The sequence below is a fragment of the Methanomicrobiales archaeon genome (assembly GCA_030019205.1).
Classification (GTDB): Archaea; Halobacteriota; Methanomicrobia; order Methanomicrobiales; family JACTUA01; genus JASEFH01.
The window spans coordinates 32,169-56,325 of the sequence record JASEFH010000008.1; the positions used below are offsets into that span (position 1 = coordinate 32,169).

Sequence of the window (24,157 nt, forward strand, 5' to 3'; positions counted from 1 at the left end):
TCGGGGAAATCATTATTACCTTCAGGATAATCAGCGTCGCTGGATGAAAAAGGTCTCAATTACGGTCCGGGACGAAGAATACGAGGCCTTGAAACGGCTCCTGGAGCCCTACCACTATTTGGAGAGCAGAGGGGAGAGCGTTCACGAGATCCGGCTCTACCTGCCGAATGCCGAGCTGGACGATTTCATCACCGCCGTCAAGGACACCCTGGATCTCCGGTACAAAGCCAACACGATAGAGGTGGTCACGCCCGATTTCGTGGTGTCGCCATTTCTGGCACGCGTGGAGAGGAGAGCCGAGGGCGAAAAGGCTGAAAAAAGTCCGGTCGAGCAGTTGCTCCAGGCCGCAGAGCCGAATACGAGGCTCGAACCGAGCCGGGTGGTGATCACCTGCATCGCCGGTATCATCGCACTCTCGGGGCTCTTCCTGAACAACGCCACGCTCATCATCGGTGCGATGCTTCTCTCTCCCATACTGGCCCCCATCTCCGCCTTTGCCATCTTTGTCGCTCACGGTGACATGCGGGACGCGCTGCGGAGCATCGGACTCCTGCTTGTCCTTCTCGGCTCCGTCATTGCCGTCTCTTTCCTGACCACCCTGGTCGTCTACCCCATGCTCGCCCCGCCGATCACGCCCGAGATCACCCTGCGGACCGTGACCAACCCGATCTACATCCTGATGGCCGTGTTCCTGGGTTTCGCCACCATTCTCGCGATCCAGAGGGGTCTGCTGGAGGTGATCGCCGGGGTTTCGGTGGCGGTGGCGCTGATCCCTCCGACCGTGGTGACCGGGATCTACCTCTTCGTCGACCCCTTCCTCGCGCTTCGCTCTCTCCTGCTCGTCCTGGAGAATCTCGTGGGACTGTTGACCGGAACGCTGGCGGCCACCGCGTTCCTGAGAATCGCACCGAGGACGCAGGATCAGAAAGGGATCGCCAGGCGTGCTCTGCTCCGGGTGTCGGCGGTGCTGGTTATCCTGATGATCATCATCATCGCTCTGGCGATCTTCGTGTAGTCCCCATTCGGCGGAAGCGGGGAGGTCTCCCGGCCGTGAGCAGTCCGCTCCCGGCCGGGTGGCGTGAAGCGGTGGATGCGGTGCGAACGGGGGCGTATACGCTGCCTTCCACGGCATGCGGCCCGAAGGTCGCCCGTTCGGAACTCTCGGCAGGGGGAGGCTATCGGGATCTTTGCCCCTTTTCCTGCTGCTTCCTGCGCATCTGCAGGCCCTGCCACCGTTTGAGGGCGAATGCAGCCAGGACTGCAATGAAGAGACCGTTGAAGATGAGCGGGATCCAGGTGCCATCGAAGTCCGTGCCGATGAGGTTTGCATGGACGATTGCCAGGAAGAGAGCGGCGACCATCAGGGCATGGACGGGCCGCCAGTATCTCGGGACCTGCCCCCGCAGAAGCACCGCCGCCACGGCGACGTAGATGATGATGAGGGCGGGCCTTCCCGCGTTCGTCCAGAACCCCGTCCAGGAGGTAAGCGTGGGGAGAAAGACCCGGGGATTCTCGGTGAGGACGGCGAATGCGATCGGGTGCACCGTCACCGCGGCAAGCCCGAAGGCGGCAAAGCGATGGTGCACGAAGAGGAACGGACGCCCGAAGATCCGGTAGATCTCGCGGAGGAAAGGCGTCATGATAGCGGCAATCGATAAGGCCAGGAAAGCGTAGAGCGCGAATAGACGCACGAGCAGTCGGAGCGGATCGGCAGGTATCCCGGGGAGAAGGGCCAGCAGGGTGACGGTGGCGAAGAGGAGAAGGATCGCCGCCGCAAGGATGTACCCGTTCCGGGTCGGGGGCATAGAGATACCTTGGATCGCGACTATATGAACCTTGCCCGACGGGGGAACTGCGGCGATGCGTCCCGCGCGGGGATGCCATCGTGGACGGGCACATGCGGTTCTACGGCCGTATCGCCCGCAGTCAGCCCGAATGCGGTTGGGCAGGCCAAACGTCGTCTTCACCGGCGGCAGCGCAGTTCAGGCAGAATGCCACCTCGCTCCATGCCTTCTCCAGGAGGCCGCAGTAGTAGCGGAGATCGATGGAATCGGCATCCCAGGGTGTGTCCACCAGCCACCGCCCGGCATCGCGCACGACATAGCCCATCTCCATGCCCGCTGCGATCTCGATGCCGCAATGTCCGTAGGCCCGGACAGCGGCGGATTCCAGGCTGTTCCTGGCATGATCCGGCCTGTTGATGCGGCGGCGTATGACCAGATCTTCGGGAGCCGCGCAGGCAAGCCCCCGGGCATGGCGGAAGTAGATCTCCTCCGCCCGTCCGCGGAGGGCAGCGAGTCCCGCCCGGTCTGCCGCACTCCCCAGAACCTGCAGCATCTCCTGCTGCATCCTCCGCACGTACTCGGGCGTATCTCTCCGCCGGGCCATGACCCCCCGCATTTTCATGGAACCGTCGGCGAGCCGCCCGAAGTAGCGGTTGTAGGCGCCGTAGCCGTCCGGCATGGGGAGGAAGACGATCCAGTCGTACGTCTCCGTCTCGGCCGGAAGTTCGGTCTCCTCCTCGACCGCTGCCTTCAGCACTCCCATGTCCCCCCCCTGCACCCAGAGGCAGTCCACGATGCCGTGCACCACGGCAAATCCCATAGCCTCCGCGATCCGCTTCGTGCGGAGCAGCACATCGCGGGCATGGTGGGTGACGCTCTCGTGCACCTCGATCCGCCCGAACTTGGCGTTCCTGTAGCCGGTATAGCCGAAGCAGGTGACGAGCATCCACTTGAGGATGGCGTCCATGGAGGCATACCCCGGATGCTGCCGCTTCTGCCGTTTGGCCGAACGCCGGAGCGCAAGAAGGGGGCGGAGCACCTCGGGGAGGAAGCCATCCCGGGCCGGCGATCGGAGCGTCTCGGGGGAGAGGTTGTGCTTCACGATCAGAGAGGGGTAGAGCGAGGTGAAGTCCAGCTCGCCGACGCCTTCGTACAGCCCGGCCCGAGGCTGGAGGATCATGCCGCCGCGATCCTCCGCCCTGAGATCCTGCAACCGCCTCGCATGCTCGGCATCGCCCTTACGGAAGGGGACCGCAATCCCCCTACGCACCGCCTCATAGATCTCGTAGGCGGATATCAGGGTGCCGGGGGTGACGTGGGCGGCAAGGCTGGGGGGCAGCGCGGTAAGGCGGGAGGCGAGCAGGATGCCGGCAAGCCCCCCTTCGCGGTAGGTGAAACTCCGTGCGGTGTCCACCAGGATTCGCCCATCCGGCAGACCGATGCCGCTCTTGTACTCCCTCCTCCCGTAACTCCAGTAGGAGCGGTCGGCGATCTCCCGGTACTCCCCGCTCCGGCTGAATGCCACCTCCAGGTCGTACTCCTCCGCCCTGCGGCGGATGTGGCGGAGCCAGGCGGCGGCGTCGGGAAAGAGGATTACGTCCGGGTCCACGGACGCCAGGATCGAGGAGAGATCGGAGAGAATCCGCCGTTCGTCTCCTTCGATGCGCTTCCCTCCGATGCTGACGGCGGCGATCTCCCTGTCGCGGTGCGGGTCGCCGTGCACGCGAATCGCGAGCTCGGTGAGGGGCACGGGAAAATCCAAAGAGAAGCGGGACTCCTCCGGGTAGCTGCAGGGGAAGATCCCCCGCTCGGCAAGAAACCGCTGGTCGGGGCGAACGTCAACGTTGTAGAGATCGGCGGCAAACCGTGTCTGCGACTCGATGGCGAGGGCAACGGATCGCCCGGCGCCGATCCGGTACCCCTGCCGGCACCCGCACACCGTTCGGAACGTGCATTCCTCCACAGGGTAGAGGCTGTCCAGCGCGTCGATCAGCTCGCGGTGGGGTGCGGCGTCCGCAAGGTGGAGGTAGAAGAAGGGGGTATAGTCCGCCTGCACCCTCCGCACGCTGCCACCCTCCTTGACCCAGAGCTCGACGGCGCCGCGGTAGCAGGAGTCAAGGATCCACATCCTGCTCCTCCACCGCCTTCAGGAGCTCGATGAGCACGGAGAAGAGCGCCGCCTCCAGGGGCTCGTCGAAACCGCAGAACGCCCCGGCTGTATGCCGCCGGGCGAGGTCGGCGAGCCTCCCGGCATACGGGCGGTCCGCGGCCCGCATCCTTCGGGCCGCCTTCGCCCAGCGCGCGGCGGTGTCCTTCGCCCCCACCCGTACCGAGAGAAAACTCCTGCCCAGTGCTTCCACCCCCTCCGGACTGCAGAACGGCCTTGACCAATACAATACAGGGGCGGATCCGCTGCAAGCCCGTATAAAGTGGGAGGCACGGGCGGTGCGAAAGTGGAGGGAGAGCCAGCCCCTGCCGCACGGCTGGACGGGAGCGGAGGGGGCGCCGCTGCCTGAACGGGCAGCGATCGCTGCTGCGGGACCTTCGGTGGCGGACCGATCCCCGCAGTTCTCCGCCCCGGTCCGGTAAAAAGGGCGATCGCTCTCCGGAATCATCGAAAGCCCTAAATAAGAACGGCGCCTGAAAGGCAGGCATGACTGCGAAAGACGCCATCGCACTCCTCCTGCGTGTGCTCGGCGGTTATCCCGACGTGCAGCAGAAGGATCTGGATGCCCTGAAAGCGTATCCGGAGACGAAGGGTATCGCCGAGGCCCTCTCGAGCGGGAACGCAGAGGATCTTACCGCCGGAGACTTCGAGCGGGTGGCAGATGACGGGACCTTTCTGTTCACCGTCGGGGCTGCCATCCTGAACTACGGGATCGAGCGCAGGAACAGGCCTTTCCTCGAACTCGGCACCGATCTCCTGGCGAGGAGCCGGGAGCATCTGGAGCCCGGTCTCGAGTACGCACGTTCGCTGGCGGCGGAGGGGAGCGGGCGCGTCACCCTCGCTGAGCTCGGGGTGGATCCGCGAAGGAACCTGCTGAGCGCTGCATCCCTGAACGAAAGGGCGAGAAAGGAGGGATTCCCTGAGAAGACGGAGGAGTACGCGCTGGCGCTGCTGAACGAGGCGATCGTGCGCAACATACTCGCGGACATGGATGTGAACAGCCTGGAGAACTTCAGGTGCGCCGCCGAACTCTCCGAGCGGGCACGGAACGAGGGGCTAATCCAGAATTCGGCTCACTATGCCAGGGCGCTGATGAACGAGGCGAATGCCCGCCAGATGATCGCGGGCCTCGGATTCGACGAGGAGGCGAACTTCAATCGTGCAGTGGAGCTCTACAGGCGGGCGCGGGAGGAGGGGCTGCAGCCGGATGCACCGGAGTATCCGCGGAGCCTGATTGCCGAGGCGGATACGCTCGTACGGATGGCCGATCTGTGCCTGGATCCTGCCGAGAACATCCGCAGGGCGCAGGAACTCTATCAGGCGGCAGAGAAGCACGAGAGTCTCACTGACGGCGAACGGGCCAAGATCTACCGGATGCTCCAGTTGAAGGTCCCGGAGGGTGCATCTGCCCGATGAGCCCCTGAGGAGGTGCGCTGTTAACCGGATGCGTGCCGGGGGGAGCAGCCGGGCGCCTCTGGTGATCGGCAGGGGCCGGTGCGGGTTGCTGCCCTTTCACTCTTTTTGAGCGGACATCACGCCCGGTGAGATTGTCCTGCAGCTGCTCGAGATACTCCCGGTTCTTCTGCGAGAGTGGGGTGTGCCTCTTCGTCCGTACGGATTTTCAAGAGCGATGGGGAGGCGTTTCTGCGTCCAGGTCGCAGAGCGCAGTCTCATTGTGGGCTGGCGAACGGATTGGCACGATATCCCGGGACAGGTCATGGTTGTTCTTCGGAACCCGGGAACCATGGTCTTTCGCTGTCATTTCGGGCGTGGATGCCCCGTGGTCTTGCAGGGATGGACGCCGGTGCGGTGAGAGCGGATCAGCAGCGGCAGAAAGGTTGACGCGGGGGGTTGCCCCCTGCGATCGGGCCCCGGGATAGCCCATCCTCTTGCGGCATCACGATGCCGGGGGATTCGAATCCGGGCAAGGGCCTGGCGTGCCACGGGGGGAGGAGGCGTGCTCCCCCAATCGATGCCTTCCCCCGGTGCGATCGGGCTCGGCACTGCGGAGCAGAAGTTCGACGAATGCCCTGGCTGAGCCCGGATCAGCTCCTCCCGGGAGCGTTAAGAGCGTATCGAGCAGACAGAGGAGACGGGGATGATCGCCGTCCGATCCGGGGACATCCATTCCCCTCGATTTTTCCAGTAATGGAATGCGACAGGATGGCGAGGCAAGGGGATTGACACCTCCTGGGGTTCGAGCGAGCCGCTACCAGCACGGCGGCAGGAGCGATGGACCCCTTTCGCTGTCGGCTGTAAAACGGTTTTTGCCTGCAGAACTCCGCACGGACCCCGGACAAGCCTGCAAGAAACCACGAATGGAAAGATAGATGGTCAGGATCTCTCAGCGCCCCGGCCGGGACTTGAACCCGGGTCGAAAGCTCCGGAGGCTTCCAGGATATCCACTACCCTACCGGGACTCCTAATAATTTGACGGGGGGGATAAAAATACTACCGATGCCCGGATCTCGGGCATTCACCCATGCTTGACTCGATACGTATGCCAGATCCGGCAGGCGCCTTCGTGGCTCACCATGCAGGGCCCGACGGGCGTATGCGGTGTGCAGACCTTCGAGAAGAGCCTGCAGTCCGTGGGCTGATTGACGCCCCGCAGCACACGATCGCAGAGGCATGCCGAGTGCTTCTCCACGTTTCTGATCTCCAGCTCGAACCTCTTCAATGCGTCGTATTCCGAGAACTCGTCCCTGAGCCGCAGTCCGGATCGGGGTATCACCGGAAATCCCCGCCACTCCACATCAAAGGGTTCGAAGACACGGTACATCATCTCCTTTGCCTTCCGGTTCCCCTCCCTCGTGACCGCGCGCGGATAGGCGTTCTCCACCCGGTGCTCTCCGCTCCCGACCTGCCGTGCGAGCATCAGGAGTCCGAGAAGGATGTCCTCCGGCTCGAATCCTGCCACCACCTGCGGGACGGGGAACTTCTCGTACTCCTGGTAGCCCATGACCGTGCAGACATGGCCGGGCAGGAGGAACCCGTCGAGCTTCGCCTCCCCTTGCTCCAGCAGCCACTGCATCGCCGGCGGGACGAGGCGGTGGCAGCTCAGGATGCTGAAGTTACGCGGGGGGCGGGCAAGAAGCGCTGCCGCCACAGTCGGGGCCGTTGTCTCGAAACCGACCGATATAAACGCAACCTCCCTCTCTTCGCGGAGGGCGATATCCACGGCCCTGTGGATGCCCTGCACCACCCGCACATCGCCCCCGCACGACTCCAGAGATCCTTTCGAACCCGGAACGCGGAGGAGATCCCCGTACGTCGCCACGATGGCGCCCTTCTCGACCAGTTCCAGGGCGGCATCGATCTCCCCCTGCGGCGTGATGCAGACCGGGCAGCCCGGCCCCATCACGATCTTCAGCTGCGGGGGGAGGATGCTCCGTATGCCTGCCCGCGAGATGGATGCCTCGTGGGTCCCGCATATGTGCATGAAAGTGAGATCGTCGGTCACATGCTCCCGGAGCGCCCTCGCGATATCCTGACTGACCGCCATAAATCTCCAGTATTCATATGCGCCAAGATGCAATAATTATACCTCTATGGCGGGAGAGATTGCTGCAGTTGCGATAATTCTCGGAGGAATAGCCGCTGCGATCGTTGTCAATGCGGTATACCGTGTGCTCCAGAAGAGGGCAGACCGCACCGAGTCCAAGATCGACGATATCCTTCTCATCGCGATCGGGAGGCCTCTGGTCATCCTGGTTCTGGTAGGTTCGGTATATGTCGCGCTTCGATACTTCTACGAACTCCCTCCCCAGTACCGATGGATCCTAGACAGCCGGTATATAAATGCATTCTACATCCTCCTGGCGACCTGGATCTTCTCCTCCTTCATGCACAACTTCATCCGCACATACGGGAGGTGGATCTCCCGGCAGACGGACAGCGATCTGGACGACCGGATCATCGATGTCCTGGAGGTTGCAGCCAAGTACGTCATCTGGTTCATCGGCATCCTTATCGTGCTTGCGTACTTGGGCATCGAGATCACCCCCCTGCTCGCCGGAGCCGGGGTGCTGGGCCTCGCCGTGGCGCTCGCCGCCCAGGATATCCTCTCCAACTTCTTCGGCGGCGCAATCATCATGGTCGACAAACCCTTCAAGGTGAACGACCGAATCAAGATAGACGACATCCTGGGGGATGTGGTCCAGATCGGTCCGAGGAGCACCCGGATCCGTACCCTCGACTACCAGCTCGTGACCATCCCGAACTCCATGCTGACGAACAGCAAGGTGATCAACTACGCCGCACCGGATGCCAAGATGAAGGTCAAGATCCCGGTATCGGTCGCGTACGGCACCGATGTGAATCGGGTGAAGGAGATCCTTGTCCGGATCGGAAAGGAGGCTGCTGCCCGTTCAGAGTACGTCCTCGACGATCCGGCACCGCAGGTGTACTTCCTGGAGTTCGGCGAGTCCAGCCTGAACTTCATCCTGGTGGTCTGGGAACGGGCGTTCTCGTACTCGTGGGAGACTCAGGACTATATCAACACCCGGATAAACGAGGTCTTCAAAGAGGAGGGCATCGAGATTCCCTTCAGGCAGATCGACGTCCATATGCGGTAGTCGGATGCCGGCGGTCAGTCGCCGTGGGAGGCGGTGATCTCATCGACCGTGCCCTGGAGGGGCTGGAAATGGTGGTCCCCCTGCGGGGTGGACAGAGGGAACCGAACGGAATGGGCTGCGGATTCAGGGGATGCTTTGAATACCAATGTCAGGGGGGTGACCGCACCCGCCCGGAGGTGGGTTCGAGGGGGAGGGGCGAGTGCCTTTCTGTATCCCCATTTCCTTTTTAGACAATATAGTATTTATATTTATTCATTTTGTAATTTTTCATTTTTTTCATATTATTATTAATGAACGGATATTTTCTATCTATACGATTTACGAACGAATTTAAGGTTCGGTTATGGGGAGTGGATCGACCTCACGGGTTCCCGCGGAAGGTGAGCGGACTGGGAGGGTTCATCAAGGGGCGAGGAACGGGGTATGTTTTTGTAGGAAGAAGCGGAACTTCTTGTAATGTTTGGCATCTCCACATACTGCCTGCACGAGAGCCCCCTCCCCCTGGCACTCGATACGCTGGCAGGGATCACGGAGTACGTGGAGATCATGGACGAAGGCTACCACTTCCTGGACTCTTCCGAACTGCTGGAGAAGTACAGTCTGCACTACGCCATTCACGCCCCCTCGCGGGGTGTGAATATCGCTAGCCTGCTGGAACCGATCCGAAAGGCGAGCCTGGAGGTGATCGTCCAGTGCTTCCGGATTGCCGCCGATGTGAGTGCCTCCGTTGTGGTGCACCCCGGCTACTTTGCCTGGAGGGAGGAGCGGGATCGGGCGGCGGTCCAGCTGAAGCGATCGCTTGCCGAGCTGGATGCGGCGGCCGGGGATCTCTCGATCCGGTACTTCGTCGAGAACATGGGCAACTGGGATTACTTCTTCCTGCGGACTCCCGAGGAACTGGAGCTGCTCGGCGGTGCCGGATTTGCCCTGGACGTCGGGCATGCCCATCTGAACGGATGCCTGCCGGCATTTCTGGCCTTCCCGATCCAGCATTTCCACCTTCACGACAATAACGGCCGCGAAGACCAGCACCTGCCCGTGGGGGCAGGCAGTATCGACTTCCGTACTGTGATGGATGCTGTACGGCGGAACAGCGCGGTGCCGATCGTCGAGGTGTCGACGCTCGAGGGGACGCTCGCGAGCCTCCGGGCCTTGAAAGGCCTGATGTGAGCGCGCGGGCTCGATACTTCTCCCCGCCTTCCCTACCTGCCAGGGACCCGGACTCCAAACATTTTATACCTTCGGGCTCCAACGTAATTGATGCATTGCTGCAGTGACTCGGCCGGTAGAGCCTGTCCTAACAATGCATGACCGCGCCTTCGTGGCTCAGTCGGTAGAGCGTGTCCTTGGTAATCGTGCGAAAGCAGACCAAAGAGGACAAGGTCCCGGGTTCGATTCCCGGCGAAGGCTTCGATTCTCCCAATACCCTTTATCGTAATTCTGGCTCTCTGGCGCCAGGGCTGCAGCGGTCCCGGCGATCGCGCCTCCCATCCGCGCACCAATTTTCTTTGAGCACCCATCTACTGATAGCGAGGCCTCCAGCACCCCGGGCATAGGTATATATCGCATAGAAAGGGCAGCTATCCTTCCTGTCGCACGTAAAGTGTAGGGTAGAGGAGACATTCTCGGACCTGGCCGGCTTAAGGCCCTTGGAGAAAGCACTCTGCCCCTTGAGACCCTGGATCAAATAGCTGGGATTTATGCAGAATCTCCCTGACTTTTATTAAATGATTTATCTCGACGAATCGGGCGATTTAGGATTTTCTCCGGGGGGCGTCTCAATACTTTGTTTTAGCTGCCCTGATTCAGCCGGATTCTATCGAAGTACAACGTTGCTTCAAGAAAGTGCGAAGCCAGGGACTCAAGAAGAGCTATCGCGAGCTACTCGAGCTGAAATACAATAATACGAATCCCGCGATCCGGCGCCGGATTCTGGAGCGCCTCGCGTCGTGCGAGATTGGGATAGGGTATGCGGTCCTTGAAAAGAACAGGTACGTGATCAACTCGGGGCCAAACCCCAGATTCTCTACAACCATATCGCCGGATCCCTCGTATCCCGCATTATCACCCGATACCGCCTCGATGAGGAGATAGAAATCATTGTCGATAAGTCCCTCTATGGGCTTCAACGAGATGGGTTCGATCGATACCTTGTTTATTCAACTATCGACAGGAATCAGAGCTTCAATCTGGATCCCCCGGAACTCACGATACATCATGTGAATTCCCAGCAGTACTGCTGCATACAGGCAGCCGATTTTGTTGCTGGCACGGTTCATGCAGGGTATAGGACCAGTGACTGGACCCACTATAACCTGATTGAACACAAGATAGGCGTTGCATTGGATTTATTTGAAGAACGGCAGAAGTAGTATGTGCTTCCTTCCCTACTTAGTCCCACCTACCTCAAGGTGGCCTCATCCGTTTCGGGAAAGGCTTATGCACTAATACCTATCTGCCTGTCTACCCACTAATAAGGCCATCGCATTCAAGCCAATAGTGTAGGTATTTTCAAGGGGCTCTCCCGTTACCGGAACTTTCACCCCCTCCATGCCATACACGCATACCGTCTCTTGACGACGATTGCCGCATGAACGATCGAGGATCCCTTCCAGGACATGCCGCCCGCTGCCGCCGTGCTGGTTCATGCCCTCCACCCGGACCGAGGAGCCCGGCGTCTGGATGTGCGCATGGTGCGACGAGCCGTTCCACGAAGATGAGCCGATGGACCGAAGAGGGCGGGCTGGGATTGTATCAACCTGAAGCACTTAGAAAAACCAGACCGATGCTATACCGTCCATATACCGAAAATCGCAGGGATTGGGGATCACCGGTCGGCGGGGATCCCTTCATGTTAGGTTCTGCCGAGCCAGCGCCGGCTGCGCGATCTTTTTTCAGCCCTCGATGCGGATCCAGTCGTCCTCAAGAGCTGGCCGTTTCGATTCGAAACGCCGCATCAGCGGGGCAGGCCGGCTACATTTCGGAGTGACGAATCGTCTCCCCGTTCCGCCCGTTTAAGCACGGAAATATGGCCATTCGTCTCGAGTACCACCGCTGCTGCGTCTTTTCGAGAGTCCATGCCTTCCGAGCGAAGTGCCTGGAGGATCTCGGATTCGTCAATCCGTTCCCGCCGCATCGCATCCCGGAGGAGCTCTCCCTGGTATACGAGGATCCCTGGCTGCGATTTGACGAACTGCGCCGCCATCTTCGATCTCGATGAGGACCACGAGACGATGAACTGCAGGCCCAGGAGAACGACAAACGCAATGATGCCTTCCGCAAGCGATATGTCCCTCGAAAGGATGATCGTCGCAAGGATAGAACCTATGGCGACGTTCACGATGAAATCGAAGGCATTCATCGATGCCAGGGTTCTTTTGCCCGATGCTCTGACCAGAACGACCAGAGCGACGTATGCGAGAACCCCGACGATGAGAACGCGGCCGATACTCTCCCAGCCGCTGAAGAAGATCTCGGGAATTTTCATCCGCCTCCGATCGCCGCAAGAGAAATGGATCTATTTAATGATTTGTCCGCTGTGCGTGGACGGGTTTGGCCGAGTAACACCTTTTGGGGCGGATTGGATTCCATATCGAGTACCGGCAGCTATACGAATGGGCCTTCCAGACACCAGTGCCTCGACAGTTCCCCGGTGCCATCAACTGCATCCAACCCTAAATGGATTTAATAAGGGGTTACATGCAATCATGTAACTCGGGAGGGTATCTTCATGGAAGCGGGGTCGGACCAGGAGATCTATGCAGAAGCGCTCGAATTGCACGCACGGCATCAGGGGAAACTGGAGATCCGCTCCAAGGTCCCGCTGGAGAACCGGAGGGACCTCGCACGCGCCTATACGCCGGGCGTCGCCGAGGTCTGCCGCGCCATACAGAAAGACAGGAACCTGGCATACAAGTACACGCTCAAGGGCAACTCCATCGCCATCGTCACCGACGGGACTGCCGTTCTGGGTCTGGGGGATATCGGTGGTTACGCCGCGATTCCGGTGATGGAGGGAAAGGCCATACTCTTCAGGAAGTTCGCGGGCATCGACGCCTTCCCCATCTGTTTCGAGAGCCACAACGCGGACTTTGTGGACCAGGTGCGAAACATCGCGCCCGTCTTTGGCGGGATCAACCTGGAGGACATCGCTGCTCCCCGATGTTTCGAGGTGGAGGAGGCCCTGCAGGATATCGGCATCCCCGTCATGCACGACGATCAGCACGGGACGGCGATCGTGGTGCGCGCAGCCCTTCTGAATGCCTGCCGCGTGACGGACAAATCCTACTCCGATCTCACCGTCGTGATCTCCGGGGCCGGTGCGGCGGGATTTGCTATTGCCCGTCTCCTGGGCTGCATCGGTTACAGCCCGGATGTCTGTTCTCGGGTGCGCGACATCGTCGTCTGCGATCGGCAGGGGATCATCCACCGGGGAAGACGAGGGCTCTACAGCAACAAGTACAAGTTCATCCTGGGGGACGAGACCAACCGTTCGGGGCGGAGCGGCACACTCGCCGATGCCCTCGAAGGTGCGGATGTGTTCATCGGCGTGTCCGCTCCCGGGCTCGTCACGGAGCGTATGGTCCGCCGCATGCAGGACGATCCGATCGTCTTTGCCCTGGCAAATCCCATACCGGAGATCCTGCCCGAGGATGCCAGGAGAGGCGGTGCGGCGGTGGTGGGCACCGGACGTAGCGACTATCCGAACCAGATCAACAATGCGCTCGCTTTCCCGGGGGTGTTCCGGGGGGCCCTGGACGCCTGCGCCACCCGCATCAGCGACGAGATGAAGGTCGCTGCCGCCCATGCTCTTGCCGATTACGTGGCAGAGCCGCGGCGCGACCATATCCTTCCGGCCATCCTGGATCGGGACGTGACGCGGTCCGTTGCGGTGGCGGTGAAGGCTGCGGCATTCCGTTCCGGATGCGCACGGGTGCTATGACCGTTCTGTAACCGGATATGGCGGGGGTTCGCCGAACCCCCGATCGCGGGTCACGGCACGTTGAACCTGACAGTGCGGGTCGTCTGCACCAGGACATACTCCCGGCTCACCGATGCGGTCTGCCGTGACGCCGCCTCCATCGCGAGCATGAGAATCCGTATTGCATCCCTGAGTGTGCCGGACTTCCAGTGCTTCTGGATGCATGCATGCGCGATCTTCTTCCCGATCTCGTTTCCCAGCACGACGAAGTTGCTACCCCTGCCGCTCCCGACCAGTCTGATCTCCGGACCGTGGATCTCCGTTATCGCGTAGTTGTCGGTCGATACGTAGAGCCTCCGCCGATGCACAACGGAACCGTCAGCCGAGATCACTTCCCCCACGAGCATCCCGTCCCGCTGCGATACCTTGATCTTGTCGTCCCGAACCGTGATGCAGACGCCGATCTCCCGTGACCGCCTCTGCAGTTCTTCATCGGTGCGGATGGATCCCCTGTAGAGCTCGGCTTCCAGCCTCTCGATGCCGGTATCATCGCCCCGGAAAGTGATCTCCCGCATGTCCCCGGCCATGGCAGCGCCTTTTGTCCCGACGAACGCGAGCACCAGGCTCATGATCTACGGCTCCCTACACGGTTTGGCTGCTAACTGTATTGAACATATGGCCGCGATGCTGTACTCTCTTCCGATGCATCCCCTCCCTTCCCTCGCCAGCCTGAGGGGGGACCAGAGTCTAGCCGAGCTGGCTCGGAGATTCCACTTAAGTCCTGCGACGGGGAAGCCGAACGGCAGAGGAAGTCGCAAGCCCGGCATGATCTTCAATCGAGGGATGCCTCACTCTCGTCCTCGTTCCACGGGGCGAGGGGTGCCTGTATCACACGGTGTTCGGTCCATTCTCACAATACAGCCCGCCGCGAATACAGGTACCCGAGGAAAGGATAAGAGGTCTCCATGAGCCCGTAGGATCCTCGCACTCTGTTCTACGAAGGCATGGGATGGATACTCACTGCGGGCAACACCCGTCACACCGCTGGAGTCGCGGGATTCGGGATACCCTGTTTTCAGGATATCGTACCGGCGGGGGACGGGAGAATAGAGCGCACTCCCCCCCGATACAGTGGGGCTGTTGCAGGGAGCCCCATAGATCTTCGGCGGGAACTCCACGGTGGTTGAGATCTGTCGTTCACCCGAATCGTTCCTTCAGTGCACCGCCGATGGCGCCCCCGACGATGCCCAGGATGCTGAAATACAGGAGGATCACCAGCACGACCATGCCGATACCGGCGCCAATCAGCGCTCCCAGCACGCCGAGGAACGCCGCACCCCCTGCGATCAGGAGAACGGAGACGAGGAGGGAGGCGAGCACCGCCGAGACGATCCCTCCCTTCATGCCGTTCCAGATGCCCGGCTCGCCGAAGTATCCGGATACGATTCCCCCCAGGATAGGGCCCCCGACAGGAAAGAAGGGGTTCAGCACGATCATCACGGTAAAACCGAGGATGCTCGAGACGACGAAGTTCCGTAGACCGTCAGCCATCACAATCGGAGAGAGGGGGTGGGCATGCGAAACCGGGATCGGGAAAGGAGGATAATTCCCTTCCTGCATCGCGGCAGATCGGGGTGAATCACCTCGCGTGCCTTCACCGACGCACGGCTCCGCCGATCGCTCCCCCGATGAGGCCGAGAATACCCATGTAGACCAGCGCCGCCAGGATCACGACGGCAGCAGCCCCGAGTCCGGTGATGAAGCCGACTCCGCCCAGGAAGACAGTCCCCCCGATGACGAGCAGCACGCCCACGATGATGGCGCCGAGAATGCCGGCGATCAATCCGGCCAGGGCTCCGTTGCCCACGCCTCTGCCGGCGATATACCCTGCCACAAGCCCGCCGAGGATCGGCCCCAGGATCGGAACCCAGATGTTCAGGACGACCATGATGATCCACCCCAGGATCACCCCCAGCCAGAAGTTGCCCGTTGTGTAGTAATATGCCACTTCAGTTCACCCGAAGGGCGGGATGATCTTTCATCAACTATAAATATGTTTGGATGCGTCCCGCCCCTCGGCACAAAGCCATTGCGGGTTCCGCGACGGCGATGCAGCCCGATCTATCCCTGGAGCACCAGGATCCGGCGGGTGAGGCTTTTGTGCACCCTCTGCTCGTGATGCTGAAGGACAGCGAACCGGTCGCGTGCAATCTCCCGAATATCGCGGTGGCTGACAACAACAGCCCTCTTCTTCGGCCTGAGCACCCGCCCTATCTCCGCCAGCGTCTCCCCGTACAGATCCTCCAGCGTTCTGGCACGGATCCAGGATGACTGACCGTAAGGGAAGTCCGTAACCACGGCATCCACGGCAGCATCGCAGAGAGGCATGCGCGTGGCATCGGCAAGGAGCACCAATCCACCGCCGAGATTGGCCAGACACCCCTTGACCATGCGGGGATCGGCATCGCTCCCCAGCACATCGGCGCCAAGAATTTTACCCTCCAGTAATAGCCCTCCGGTGCCGCAGAAAGGGTCGTACATTCGCTCGTTGCGGCGGATGAGGGAGAGGTTCACGATTGCCCGCGCCATCCTGGGCATGATCACCCCCGGGTGGAAGAACGGTCTTCGCATCGGATTGCGGCACGCATAGGAGCCGCGATCGATGCGGACAAGCATCCTTCCCAGGTAGCAGACGTCCTCCGAGAATACGGCATGGTACTCGACATCGGGATGGGACAGAGAGACCTGCCCTTCAATCCGGTTCCCGATGAACCGTTCGAGAGACGCCGGCGATCCGGGCATCGCAGCTCCATGCACCTTCTTCACCCGCACCGCGAAGCGGCCGGGCGGAGATAGGGAGAGATGCTGCAGGAGATGCGAGAGCGAGGAGAGGTCGGAGCGGCTTTCCCCGAGGTACTCGAGCACGGCGTGCGTCAGGGCGAGACGGCGGACCTCCTCCGGTTCGGGGCAATCCGCGACCGCCACCTGGGGCCGTGCCTGCAGCACCATGCCCACGCATTCCAGTTCGGCAACGGGAAGCGTGGGGTGTTCGCCGGAGAGCTCGAAGAGAAGTTTCACCTTACTGGATTGGAACGGCCCCCTAAAAAATCCGGTGCTGCTGACGGCAAGGTGCGGAAGGAAGACAGAGTCTCATCCCCGGAGATGGCCGAAGAGCCCCTTCCTCTTCGGCTTCTTTTTCCCCTCCAGCTGGAGGAGTTTCTGGTACAGGTCGCGCTCTTCCGCCGAGAGGTGCCGGGGCGTGCGGATCTTCACGCGAACGCGGAGATCGCCGCTTCTTCCTTTCTTCCGCACACCCTCTCCGGGCACGGTGAGGACAGCATCCTGCTCCGTACCTTCCGGGATCTGGACTTCCACCTGCTTGCGGTCGATCGTCTCCACCGTTGCGGACGAGCCGATAGCGGCCTGAGCGGGCGTGATCTCGATGGTCGTCTCCAGATGGTCTCCCGCGCGGGAGAACCGTCTGTGGGGGGCGACACTCACCTCGATGAAGAGGTCTCCGCTCGGCGCCCCCATCTCGCCCGCCTCGCCGAGTCCGCCGACACGCAGCCGCATGCCCGTATCGATCCCGGCAGGCACGTGCACGCGTACCTTCTTTCTGGCCTGCACATGGCCGGTTCCTCGGCACTGCGTGCATGGTGTCTCCGCAACCCTCCCCCGTCCGCGACAGGCTCCGCAGGGGGCGGCCCGAATGAACTGTCCGAGAACGGTCGCATGGACATGCCGCACCTGACCGCTGCCCCCGCAGGTCGGACACGGCCGGAGCCGCTTCGAGACGCTGCCGGTCGCATCGCATGCCGGGCATGCCTCGGTGTGATCGACCTCCACGTCTTTATCCACCCCGAATACCGCCTCCTCCAGACTGATCCGAAGGCGGATCAGTATGTCCGCGCCCGGGATCGGCCCCTGCCTCTGGCGGGACCGCTCACCAAAACCCCCGAAGAACGCGTCGAAGATGTCACCGAAGTCGTAGTAGTCGGTATGGAAACCTCCGAACCCTCCGCCGAAGGGGGAGGCGCCCTCGAATGCGCTCTTGCCTCCCATGTCGTACCGCGCCCTCTTCTGCGGATCCGAGAGCACGCTGTAAGCCTCGTTGATCTTCTTGAACTTCTCCTCGGCACCCCTTTCCCTGCAGACATCAGGATGGTACTTCCGTGCGAGGCTGCGAAATGCAGCCTTTATCTCCTTGTCCGTGGCGTTTCTCGGTATGCCGAGGATGTCGTAGTAGTCATCCGACACTGGCTCACTCTCCTGCGGAATTCGGGGCGGCATGGGGCATCCTGCCGTTCATGCTGCAAAACAGGTGAATTCGGGGTATCGTCCGTGTCATTTCGGCATGCACTGCGGTTCCTTGCGTACCGGTGCGCCGTTATCCATCTTTAAACTAGGTGCCCTGCACGGCAGGACGTGCCGATCCTGCCGGTGCGCACCGCCGCCCCCATCCACACGGAGAGTATACCCAAGATGCCGGGGGCACGCGGTTCTGCCCCCGATGCTCCCCGGATCGGCAGGACGCCCCCTTCAGACGTACTCCCGCAGCCTCTCGAAAAAACCCTTCTTCGTCTCAACAGGCTGATCCAGGAGGGCTTCTTTCAGCAGTGCCTCCTGGTGGGGTGTCAGATGCCGCGGAATCTCCACGACAATTTTCACCAGCTCGTCCCCCCTCTCCTTCGAATCGATGTGCGGCATTCCCTGCCCGTTCAGCCGAAACACCGTGTGGCTCTGCGTTCCCGGAGGGATCTTCAGGGTTGCTTTCCCCGTGATCGTGGGCACTTCGATCTCGCCGCCGAAGATCGCGGTGCTGAGCGGGAGAACCGTCTTGCAGAAGAGATCGGCTCCGTGCCTCTCGAAGATCTCGTGCTCCTGCACGTGCACCACGACGTACAGATCGCCCGGCACACCGCCTCTCTCTCCCGGCTCCCCTTCGCCGGCGATCCGAAGGTACTGACCATCGTCCACGCCGCTCGGGATGGTGATCCGAATCTTCTTGGTCTTCTGGATACGCCCTGTACCCCCGCAGGTCCTGCAGGGCTTCTCGATGATCTTTCCGCGCCCGCCGCAGCGGCTGCATGTGGCGATGTTCACCATCTGTCCGAATGCGCTCCGCTGCACTCTCCGAATCTGGCCGCTGCCCTGGCAGGCGGGGCAATCCCTCATATGTTCCGGAACTGCCCCAACCCCTCTGCAGGTGGTGCACTCTGCCGAGTGGGGGATCTCGAACGATCGCGTCAGGCCGCTATACGCCTCCGCAAGCGTGATCTCCACGTCGTACCGCAGATCGGCACCGTCCCGAGCCCGAGACGCCCTGCCGCCGCCCCCGAAGACATTGAAAATGTCCCCGAATCCGAAGTCCCGAAAGAGATCTTCGAAGCTGGATGTCCGAAAACCCGCGAAATCGCCGGGCTTGAAGGCGGCATGGCCGAACTGATCGTATTGAGCCCGCTTCTCGCGATCGCTCAGCACCTGGAACGCCTCGTTGATCTCTTTGAACCGCTCCTCCGCCTCTTTGTCGTTCGGGTTCACATCCGGGTGATACTTGCGCGCGAGCTGACGGAATGCCCGTTTGATCTCGTCCTGCGACGCTCCGCGGGAAAGCCCGAGCACCTCGTAGTAGTCTCTTTTATCCATGCCGGTCAAAAATGGGGAGTTTACTCTTCCTCGACCTTGAATTCGGCGTCAACGACCTTTTCTTTGTCTTTTGAGCCCGACGGGCCTTCGGCATTCCCTGAAGATTCTCCGGCTGCCTTCTTCTCTGCTGCTTCTTCGGCGTACTTGCGCGCTGCCTCCTGGTAGATGACCGTCCCCACATCCTGCAGCACCTTCTGCAGGTTCTCGGTCTCCTGCCGGATCCTGTCCATATCCTTGCCCTCCAGGGCCGATTTGGCAGTCTTGATGGCCGATTCCAGTCTGTCCTTCTGCTCTGCGCCAATCTTGTCGCCCAGTTCGGAGAGAGTCTTCTCGGCAGTGTAGATCATCGAATCGGCATTGTTCCGGGTCTCCACTTCCTCTCTCCGCTTCCTGTCCTCCTCCTCGAACTCCTTGGCCTGCTGGATCATCTTCTCGACTTCTTTGTCCGAGAGCTTGGTGGATGCGGAGATGGTCATCTTCTGCTCCTTGCCGGTTCCGCGGTCTTTTGCCGAGACGTTCAGGATGCCCGAGGCGTCGATGTCGAACTCGACCTCGATCTGCGGCACGCCGCGGGGAGCCGGCGGGATGCCCACCAGGTTGAACTGCCCAAGGCTGATGTTGTCCGCGGCCATCGGCCGCTCTCCCTGCAGCACGTGGATGGTGACCGCCGTCTGGAAGTCGGACGCGGTGGAGAAGATCTGGCTCTTCCGGGTAGGGATCGTGGTATTACGCTCGATAAGCGGGGTCATGACGCCGCCGAGCGTCTCGATGCCCAGAGTCAGCGGCGTCACGTCCAGCAGCAGGAGATCGGTGATCTCGCCGGCCAGGATCGCACCCTGGATGGCAGCGCCCATCGCGACGCATTCCATCGGATCGACGCCCCGTTCGGGCTTCAGACCCGTCTGCTCCTCGATGAACTTCACGACCGCGGGCATGCGGGTGGGTCCGCCGACGAGGATCACCTTGTTCAGATCCCGTTTGGTCAGTTTGGCATCGGCGAGCGCCTGCTCGATCGGATGGATGCAGCGGGAGATGATGGGATCGACGAGCTGCTCCAGCCGGGAGCGGGAGAGTTTGAGGGCGAGGTGCTTGGGACCCTCCTTGTCCACCGTGATGTACGGCAGGTTGATCTCGGTCTCCAGGACCGACGAGAGTTCGATCTTCGCCTTCTCCGCCGCCTCCCGCACCCTCTGGATGGCCATCTTGTCCTTTCTCAGGTCCACGCCTTCCTGTTTTTTGAACTCCTCGACGATCCAGTCCACTACTGCGTTGTCCATGTCGGTGCCGCCCAGCTGAGTGTCGCCGGACGTGGACAGCACAGTGAACGTGCCGCCTCCGAACTCCATGATCGTTACGTCCAGGGTGCCGCCGCCCAGATCGAACACCAGGATCTTGTGCTCTCCCGCTTTGTCCAGCCCGTACGCCATCGAAGCGGCCGTCGGTTCGTTCACCAGCCGCACAACGTCGAGGCCTGCGATCCTGCCGGCATCCTTCGTGGCGGTCCTCTGGTTGTCGTTGAAGTATGCAGGAACCGTGATCACGGCTTTTTTAATCTCTTCCCCCAGGAATGCCTCGGCGTCCCGCTTGATCTTCTGCAGGATGAATGCCGAGATCTGCTGGGGCGTGTACTGCTTGCCGTGAATGGTGTATGTGTGATTGGTGCCGATCTTCCTCTTGGCGGCAAGAACGGTCCCCTCCGGGTTGCTCACCGCCTGCCTGCGGGCGGGCTCCCCCACCAGCAGCTGGCCGTCTTTTGCAATGGCCACCACAGAGGGGAACATCTTTCCTGCAACCGTCGCACCCTCCGCTGAGGGGATGATCGTGGGCTTGCCGCCCAGCATCACGGCCGCCTGACTGTTCGAGGTCCCGAGGTCGATTCCGATAATCTTCTCTTTACTCATGGTGCTCACCTTTCCTATCCCTGCTATCTTCTGCAATCTTGACTTTCGACGGGCGAATCACCCTGGATCGGAGCATGTAGCCTTTCTGGTACTCCTCGAGCACGGTCCCGCTCTCGCATTCGCTCGCCTCCTGCGCGAGCACGTCATGGAGATTGGGATCGAACTTCTTGCCGAGGCATTCGATGGCCTGGAGACCATGGGATTCCAGAATCTTGAGGAAGTTCTTCTGGAGCATCTCGAGCCCTTCCCGGTTCTCCTCGCTCTCGATCGAGGCGAGAGCCCGCTCGAAATCGTCGACAATCACAAGGAGTTCGGCGATCAGGTTCTGGTTCGCGAGGGAGACGATGGCATCCCTCTCCCTGTCAAATTTCTTGCGGTAGTTGTCAAAATCTGCCGCCAGGCGGATGTACCGGTCCTGAAGTTCGGCATACCGTTTCCGCTCCTCCTCAAGGGCGGACTGCAGATCGATATCGCCTTCCGCAGCGCCCTGCGAAGCCTTAGCATTTCCCCGTTCTGTCGACTGATTCTGCATGCTACACTCCGGATCTCAATAACTATTGTATTGTAGTTCTATATATTATTTGTGCAAATGCGACTATAAATAGGTCTTGTTTGCTGTTTGTTTTGAATTTTGCACAATATTTCAGGATATCCTGCCATGCTGACGCGGATACGGTTCTTACGCCGAATCCGGCACATCATGCCTGGACGCCAGCGGCTCTCCCGCCGCGGCATCGCTGTCATGCTCCCCCAGAGTGCATTGCAGCGGGCGGGGAAGCGGAGAGCGGTGCAGGATCCGCACCGGCAGAGAAGCTCCCAGGGAAGTTCGTCAAGCCCCTCGGTGCTGGCGATTGCGATCCCGGATCGGGGGCAGTTCTCGGCGAACGGAGCATCGGTATTTTATCATAGGGAGCTGAACGCGTTGGTATGAAATGGGCACTGCTGTCGGTATGGGATAAGAGAGGGATTGTCGATCTGGCAAAAACGCTTGTCGCAAACGGCTACTCCCTGGTGAGTTCGGGCGGCACAGGCAGGGCACTGGCAGAGGGCGGCGTGCCGTATCGAGAGGTGGCGGAGTACACGGGATCCCCCGAGATCTTGGACGGGCGTGTGAAGACGCTCCATCCCCGGATCCACGGCGGGCTCCTCGGGCGGCCGGGGATAGACGATTGCACGGCCGCCGCGCTCGGGTTCCAGTATATCGAAATTCTCGTGGTGAACCTGTATCCGTTCGAGGAGAAGGCTGGATCTGGTCTGGCTCTGGAGGAGCTCGTGGAGTACATCGATATTGGCGGCCCGGCGATGGTGCGGGCAGGGGCCAAGAACCACCGCTACGTAGCGGTGCTTGTCGATCCGGAGGACTACGGCATGGCAAAAGAGGCGGTCGAGCGGGGAGGGTTCTCCCCGGAGCAGCGGCTGTACCTGGCGAAGAAGGCGTTCGCCAGGACTGCCGCCTACGATGCAGCGATCAGCAACTTCCTCCAGGGGCTGGGAGAGACATTTCCTCCGATCTATACCCTGCAGTTCCGGAACGGCCGTGCGCTGCGGTATGGCGAGAACCCTCACCAGCTGGGGGCAGTGTACGGGGAGCGGGGCATCGCCGGAGCAGAACCCTTCCAGGGACGCCAGATGTCCTTCAACAACTATCTGGACGCCAGTTCCGCCGTCTCTCTCCTGAGCGAGTTTGCGGATCCCTGTGCTGTGCTCGTCAAGCACAACAACCCCTGCGGCGTGGCGATAGGAGACAATCTCCTCTCCGCCTATATCACGGCACGCGAGGTGGATCCGATCTCCGCTTATGGTTCCGTCGTTGCCCTCAACCGTACCGTGGAGAGGGATGTGGCGGAGGAGATCACGAAGACATTCGTTGAGGTGGTGATCGCCCCCTCCTACACCGAGGACGCATCGATGGTTCTGCGGAAGAAAGAGAATCTAAGAGCCATTCTCCTGCGGACACCGCTCCCGGACGAGGAATCAATCCGCAGCATCGACGGGGGGATCCTGGTGCAGCGGACGCCGCCCTACCAGGAGCACTGGACGGTCGTGACAGAACGGGATCCGGATGCGGAGGAACTGGCGGCCATGAGGCTGGCCTGGAGGGTGTGCAAGCATACACGCTCCAATGCGATTGTCTTTGCGAATGCCAGAAAGACCGTCGGGATCGGAGCCGGTCAGATGAGCCGGGTGGACTCGGCGCGGATTGCCATCGCCAAGGCGAGAGATTCCCTGCAGGGCAGCGCAGTGGGCTCGGATGCCTTCCTGCCCTTCCCTGACACCCTCGAGGAGGCGGCGGCAGCGGGGGCGACCGCCCTGGTGCAGCCCGGGGGTTCGATCCGGGACGATGAGGTCATCGCGGCAGCAAACCGGCTGGATGTGACGATGATCTTCACGGGGGTACGCCATTTCAAGCACTGAATCCGCCCTCCTGCTGAAGACGGTGCCGGACCATCGAACCCATCCCATTTTCCATTGCAGATCGGAACCGGATCCGCAGTTCGCTACATATCCCGTCGCGGCTCCGGTTCCGCCGCCGACCCCGGAGCTGCCTTCTTCCGGAAGGAGGGGAGCGCACACTCCCACGGCCCAATGGGACACAGGACGAATTAGTCTGCTGTGCATCGGAGAGGTTGGCGGATCGGCTCCCTCTCTATCCGTCACGATGCGGCAGTGTCCCCCTGTTCCGATTGTCGGGAGACGCAACGCAGATCTGGAGTACTGGGGATTGGAGGTCCGAAGGGGCCCTGCACACCCCGCACCGCCATTGCGGCATCCTGGAATCTCCCGGCCTCATCCCGTATGCGGAAGCCTCCCTTCAGGGATACCGAAGAGATCCACGGTCCGTGGGGTTAGCTCGATGCTAGCCCATTCGCTCCCGATGCCCATCAAATCCCGCTGGCCGGTAACCGGGTCCTATCGCTTGGGTTCGCGCCCCTCTCCCCCATGCCCCTTCCCCTGCTGGTCACGAATGCCCGGCGGATACGGTAACTCACGGGGAATCCTCAAGTGCATTCTCGATGCAAATTCGGGCTCACAGCCCCTACTCCCGAAATCACAACTCAGGCCTATCGAACCGACGGAGAGTGAAGTGGGGGAAAGGTCAAGACCTCCCCCGGACCTGTGTGCGGAGGCGCGGGAGGGATTGGGGCAGTCAGGGTTTGGCA

The 24,157-nt window shown here is 61.2% G+C and carries 20 protein-coding genes and 2 tRNA genes; 8 read left to right on the forward strand and 14 right to left on the reverse strand.

Going from position 1 to position 24,157, the window contains the following annotated elements:
• Positions 1–43: 43 nt before the first annotated feature.
• Entirely contained in the window at positions 44–1,015 is a 972-nt protein-coding gene (locus QMC96_06190; protein MDI6876345.1) for a TIGR00341 family protein, read from the forward strand.
• 160 nt (positions 1,016–1,175) lie between these two features.
• On the opposite strand, the gene QMC96_06195 is transcribed toward QMC96_06190, so the two are convergent.
• From QMC96_06195 to QMC96_06205, 3 genes are all read right to left on the reverse strand, one after another.
• Entirely contained in the window at positions 1,176–1,805 is a 630-nt protein-coding gene (locus QMC96_06195) for a hypothetical protein (protein ID MDI6876346.1), read from the reverse strand.
• A 121-nt stretch (positions 1,806–1,926) separates the two neighbouring features.
• Positions 1,927–3,912, reverse strand: a complete 1,986-nt coding sequence (locus QMC96_06200) for a type B DNA-directed DNA polymerase (protein MDI6876347.1) — start codon at positions 3,910–3,912, stop codon at positions 1,927–1,929.
• Entirely contained in the window at positions 3,899–4,144 is a 246-nt protein-coding gene (locus QMC96_06205) for a hypothetical protein (protein MDI6876348.1), read from the reverse strand. The genes QMC96_06200 and QMC96_06205 overlap by 14 nt, the downstream gene beginning before the upstream one ends.
• A gap of 85 nt (positions 4,145–4,229) precedes the next feature.
• Between QMC96_06205 and QMC96_06210 the strand changes: the two genes are divergently transcribed.
• Positions 4,230–4,373, forward strand: coding sequence for a hypothetical protein (locus QMC96_06210; GenBank protein MDI6876349.1), 144 nt, complete (start codon positions 4,230–4,232; stop codon positions 4,371–4,373).
• A 64-nt stretch (positions 4,374–4,437) separates the two neighbouring features.
• Positions 4,438–5,367 (forward strand): hypothetical protein, encoded by a 930-nt coding sequence (locus QMC96_06215; GenBank protein MDI6876350.1) that lies wholly within the window; start codon positions 4,438–4,440, stop codon positions 5,365–5,367.
• Positions 5,368–6,299: 932 nt separating this feature from the next.
• On the opposite strand, the gene QMC96_06220 is transcribed toward QMC96_06215, so the two are convergent.
• Positions 6,300–6,371, reverse strand: a tRNA-Arg gene (locus QMC96_06220).
• Between the two features lie 56 nt (positions 6,372–6,427).
• Positions 6,428–7,456 (reverse strand): hydrogenase formation protein HypD, encoded by a 1,029-nt coding sequence (hypD, locus tag QMC96_06225; GenBank protein MDI6876351.1) that lies wholly within the window; start codon positions 7,454–7,456, stop codon positions 6,428–6,430.
• A gap of 46 nt (positions 7,457–7,502) precedes the next feature.
• Here hypD and QMC96_06230 point away from each other — a divergent pair, with 46 nt between their 5' ends.
• The 3 genes from QMC96_06230 to QMC96_06240 all read left to right on the forward strand — a co-directional run bounded on the left by QMC96_06230 (position 7,503) and on the right by QMC96_06240 (position 9,938).
• Positions 7,503–8,528, forward strand: coding sequence for a mechanosensitive ion channel family protein (locus QMC96_06230; GenBank protein MDI6876352.1), 1,026 nt, complete (start codon positions 7,503–7,505; stop codon positions 8,526–8,528).
• A 456-nt stretch (positions 8,529–8,984) separates the two neighbouring features.
• A complete protein-coding gene (locus QMC96_06235) occupies positions 8,985–9,698 on the forward strand; it encodes a sugar phosphate isomerase/epimerase family protein (protein ID MDI6876353.1) in 714 nt (237 codons plus the stop codon).
• 145 nt (positions 9,699–9,843) lie between these two features.
• Positions 9,844–9,938, forward strand: a tRNA-Thr gene (locus QMC96_06240).
• Between the two features lie 1,546 nt (positions 9,939–11,484).
• On the opposite strand, the gene QMC96_06245 is transcribed toward QMC96_06240, so the two are convergent.
• A complete protein-coding gene (locus tag QMC96_06245; GenBank protein ID MDI6876354.1) occupies positions 11,485–12,015 on the reverse strand; it encodes a DUF421 domain-containing protein in 531 nt (176 codons plus the stop codon).
• A gap of 243 nt (positions 12,016–12,258) precedes the next feature.
• Here QMC96_06245 and QMC96_06250 point away from each other — a divergent pair, with 243 nt between their 5' ends.
• Positions 12,259–13,470 carry an NADP-dependent malic enzyme gene (locus QMC96_06250; protein ID MDI6876355.1) on the forward strand — a complete coding sequence of 404 codons (1,212 nt, stop codon included), beginning with the start codon at positions 12,259–12,261 and terminating at the stop codon, positions 13,468–13,470.
• 50 nt (positions 13,471–13,520) lie between these two features.
• Here the strand turns inward: QMC96_06250 and QMC96_06255 are convergent, their stop codons facing one another.
• From QMC96_06255 to QMC96_06290, 8 genes are all read right to left on the reverse strand, one after another.
• Positions 13,521–14,078 carry a DUF2121 domain-containing protein gene (locus tag QMC96_06255; protein ID MDI6876356.1) on the reverse strand — a complete coding sequence of 186 codons (558 nt, stop codon included), beginning with the start codon at positions 14,076–14,078 and terminating at the stop codon, positions 13,521–13,523.
• A gap of 568 nt (positions 14,079–14,646) precedes the next feature.
• Positions 14,647–15,000, reverse strand: coding sequence for a DUF5518 domain-containing protein (locus QMC96_06260; GenBank protein MDI6876357.1), 354 nt, complete (start codon positions 14,998–15,000; stop codon positions 14,647–14,649).
• A 103-nt stretch (positions 15,001–15,103) separates the two neighbouring features.
• The gene (locus QMC96_06265) at positions 15,104–15,457 is read right to left on the reverse strand and encodes a DUF5518 domain-containing protein (protein ID MDI6876358.1); all 354 of its coding nucleotides are present in this window, start codon (positions 15,455–15,457) and stop codon (positions 15,104–15,106) included.
• 113 nt (positions 15,458–15,570) lie between these two features.
• Complete coding sequence (locus QMC96_06270; protein MDI6876359.1) at positions 15,571–16,527, reverse strand: methyltransferase domain-containing protein; 957 nt, start codon at positions 16,525–16,527, stop codon at positions 15,571–15,573.
• A gap of 72 nt (positions 16,528–16,599) precedes the next feature.
• Entirely contained in the window at positions 16,600–17,706 is a 1,107-nt protein-coding gene (gene dnaJ, locus QMC96_06275; GenBank protein MDI6876360.1) for a molecular chaperone DnaJ, read from the reverse strand.
• A 282-nt stretch (positions 17,707–17,988) separates the two neighbouring features.
• Entirely contained in the window at positions 17,989–19,095 is a 1,107-nt protein-coding gene (gene dnaJ, locus QMC96_06280; GenBank protein MDI6876361.1) for a molecular chaperone DnaJ, read from the reverse strand.
• Positions 19,096–19,115: 20 nt separating this feature from the next.
• A complete protein-coding gene (gene dnaK, locus QMC96_06285) occupies positions 19,116–20,996 on the reverse strand; it encodes a molecular chaperone DnaK (protein ID MDI6876362.1) in 1,881 nt (626 codons plus the stop codon).
• A complete protein-coding gene (locus QMC96_06290; protein MDI6876363.1) occupies positions 20,989–21,528 on the reverse strand; it encodes a nucleotide exchange factor GrpE in 540 nt (179 codons plus the stop codon). The genes dnaK and QMC96_06290 overlap by 8 nt, the downstream gene beginning before the upstream one ends.
• Before the next feature lie 395 nt (positions 21,529–21,923).
• Here QMC96_06290 and purH point away from each other — a divergent pair, with 395 nt between their 5' ends.
• The gene (purH, locus tag QMC96_06295) at positions 21,924–23,411 is read left to right on the forward strand and encodes a bifunctional phosphoribosylaminoimidazolecarboxamide formyltransferase/IMP cyclohydrolase (protein ID MDI6876364.1); all 1,488 of its coding nucleotides are present in this window, start codon (positions 21,924–21,926) and stop codon (positions 23,409–23,411) included.
• Positions 23,412–24,157: the final 746 nt, after the last annotated feature.

Bases quoted from the DNA above. Each gene is read 5' to 3' on its own strand.
- QMC96_06190 (MDI6876345.1), top strand. From the start codon at position 44: ATGAAAAAGGTCTCAATTACGGTCCGGGACGAAGAATACGAGGCCTTG.
- QMC96_06195 (MDI6876346.1), bottom strand. From the start codon at position 1,805: ATGCCCCCGACCCGGAACGGGTACATCCTTGCGGCGGCGATCCTTCTC.
- QMC96_06200 (MDI6876347.1), bottom strand. From the start codon at position 3,912: ATGTGGATCCTTGACTCCTGCTACCGCGGCGCCGTCGAGCTCTGGGTC.
- QMC96_06215 (MDI6876350.1), top strand. From the start codon at position 4,438: ATGACTGCGAAAGACGCCATCGCACTCCTCCTGCGTGTGCTCGGCGGT.
- hypD (MDI6876351.1), bottom strand. From the start codon at position 7,456: ATGGCGGTCAGTCAGGATATCGCGAGGGCGCTCCGGGAGCATGTGACC.
- QMC96_06230 (MDI6876352.1), top strand. From the start codon at position 7,503: ATGGCGGGAGAGATTGCTGCAGTTGCGATAATTCTCGGAGGAATAGCC.
- QMC96_06235 (MDI6876353.1), top strand. From the start codon at position 8,985: ATGTTTGGCATCTCCACATACTGCCTGCACGAGAGCCCCCTCCCCCTG.
- QMC96_06245 (MDI6876354.1), bottom strand. From the start codon at position 12,015: ATGAAAATTCCCGAGATCTTCTTCAGCGGCTGGGAGAGTATCGGCCGC.
- QMC96_06250 (MDI6876355.1), top strand. From the start codon at position 12,259: ATGGAAGCGGGGTCGGACCAGGAGATCTATGCAGAAGCGCTCGAATTG.
- QMC96_06255 (MDI6876356.1), bottom strand. From the start codon at position 14,078: ATGAGCCTGGTGCTCGCGTTCGTCGGGACAAAAGGCGCTGCCATGGCC.
- QMC96_06260 (MDI6876357.1), bottom strand. From the start codon at position 15,000: ATGGCTGACGGTCTACGGAACTTCGTCGTCTCGAGCATCCTCGGTTTT.
- dnaJ (MDI6876361.1), bottom strand. From the start codon at position 19,095: ATGGATAAAAGAGACTACTACGAGGTGCTCGGGCTTTCCCGCGGAGCG.
- dnaK (MDI6876362.1), bottom strand. From the start codon at position 20,996: ATGAGTAAAGAGAAGATTATCGGAATCGACCTCGGGACCTCGAACAGT.
- QMC96_06290 (MDI6876363.1), bottom strand. From the start codon at position 21,528: ATGCAGAATCAGTCGACAGAACGGGGAAATGCTAAGGCTTCGCAGGGC.
- purH (MDI6876364.1), top strand. From the start codon at position 21,924: ATGAAATGGGCACTGCTGTCGGTATGGGATAAGAGAGGGATTGTCGAT.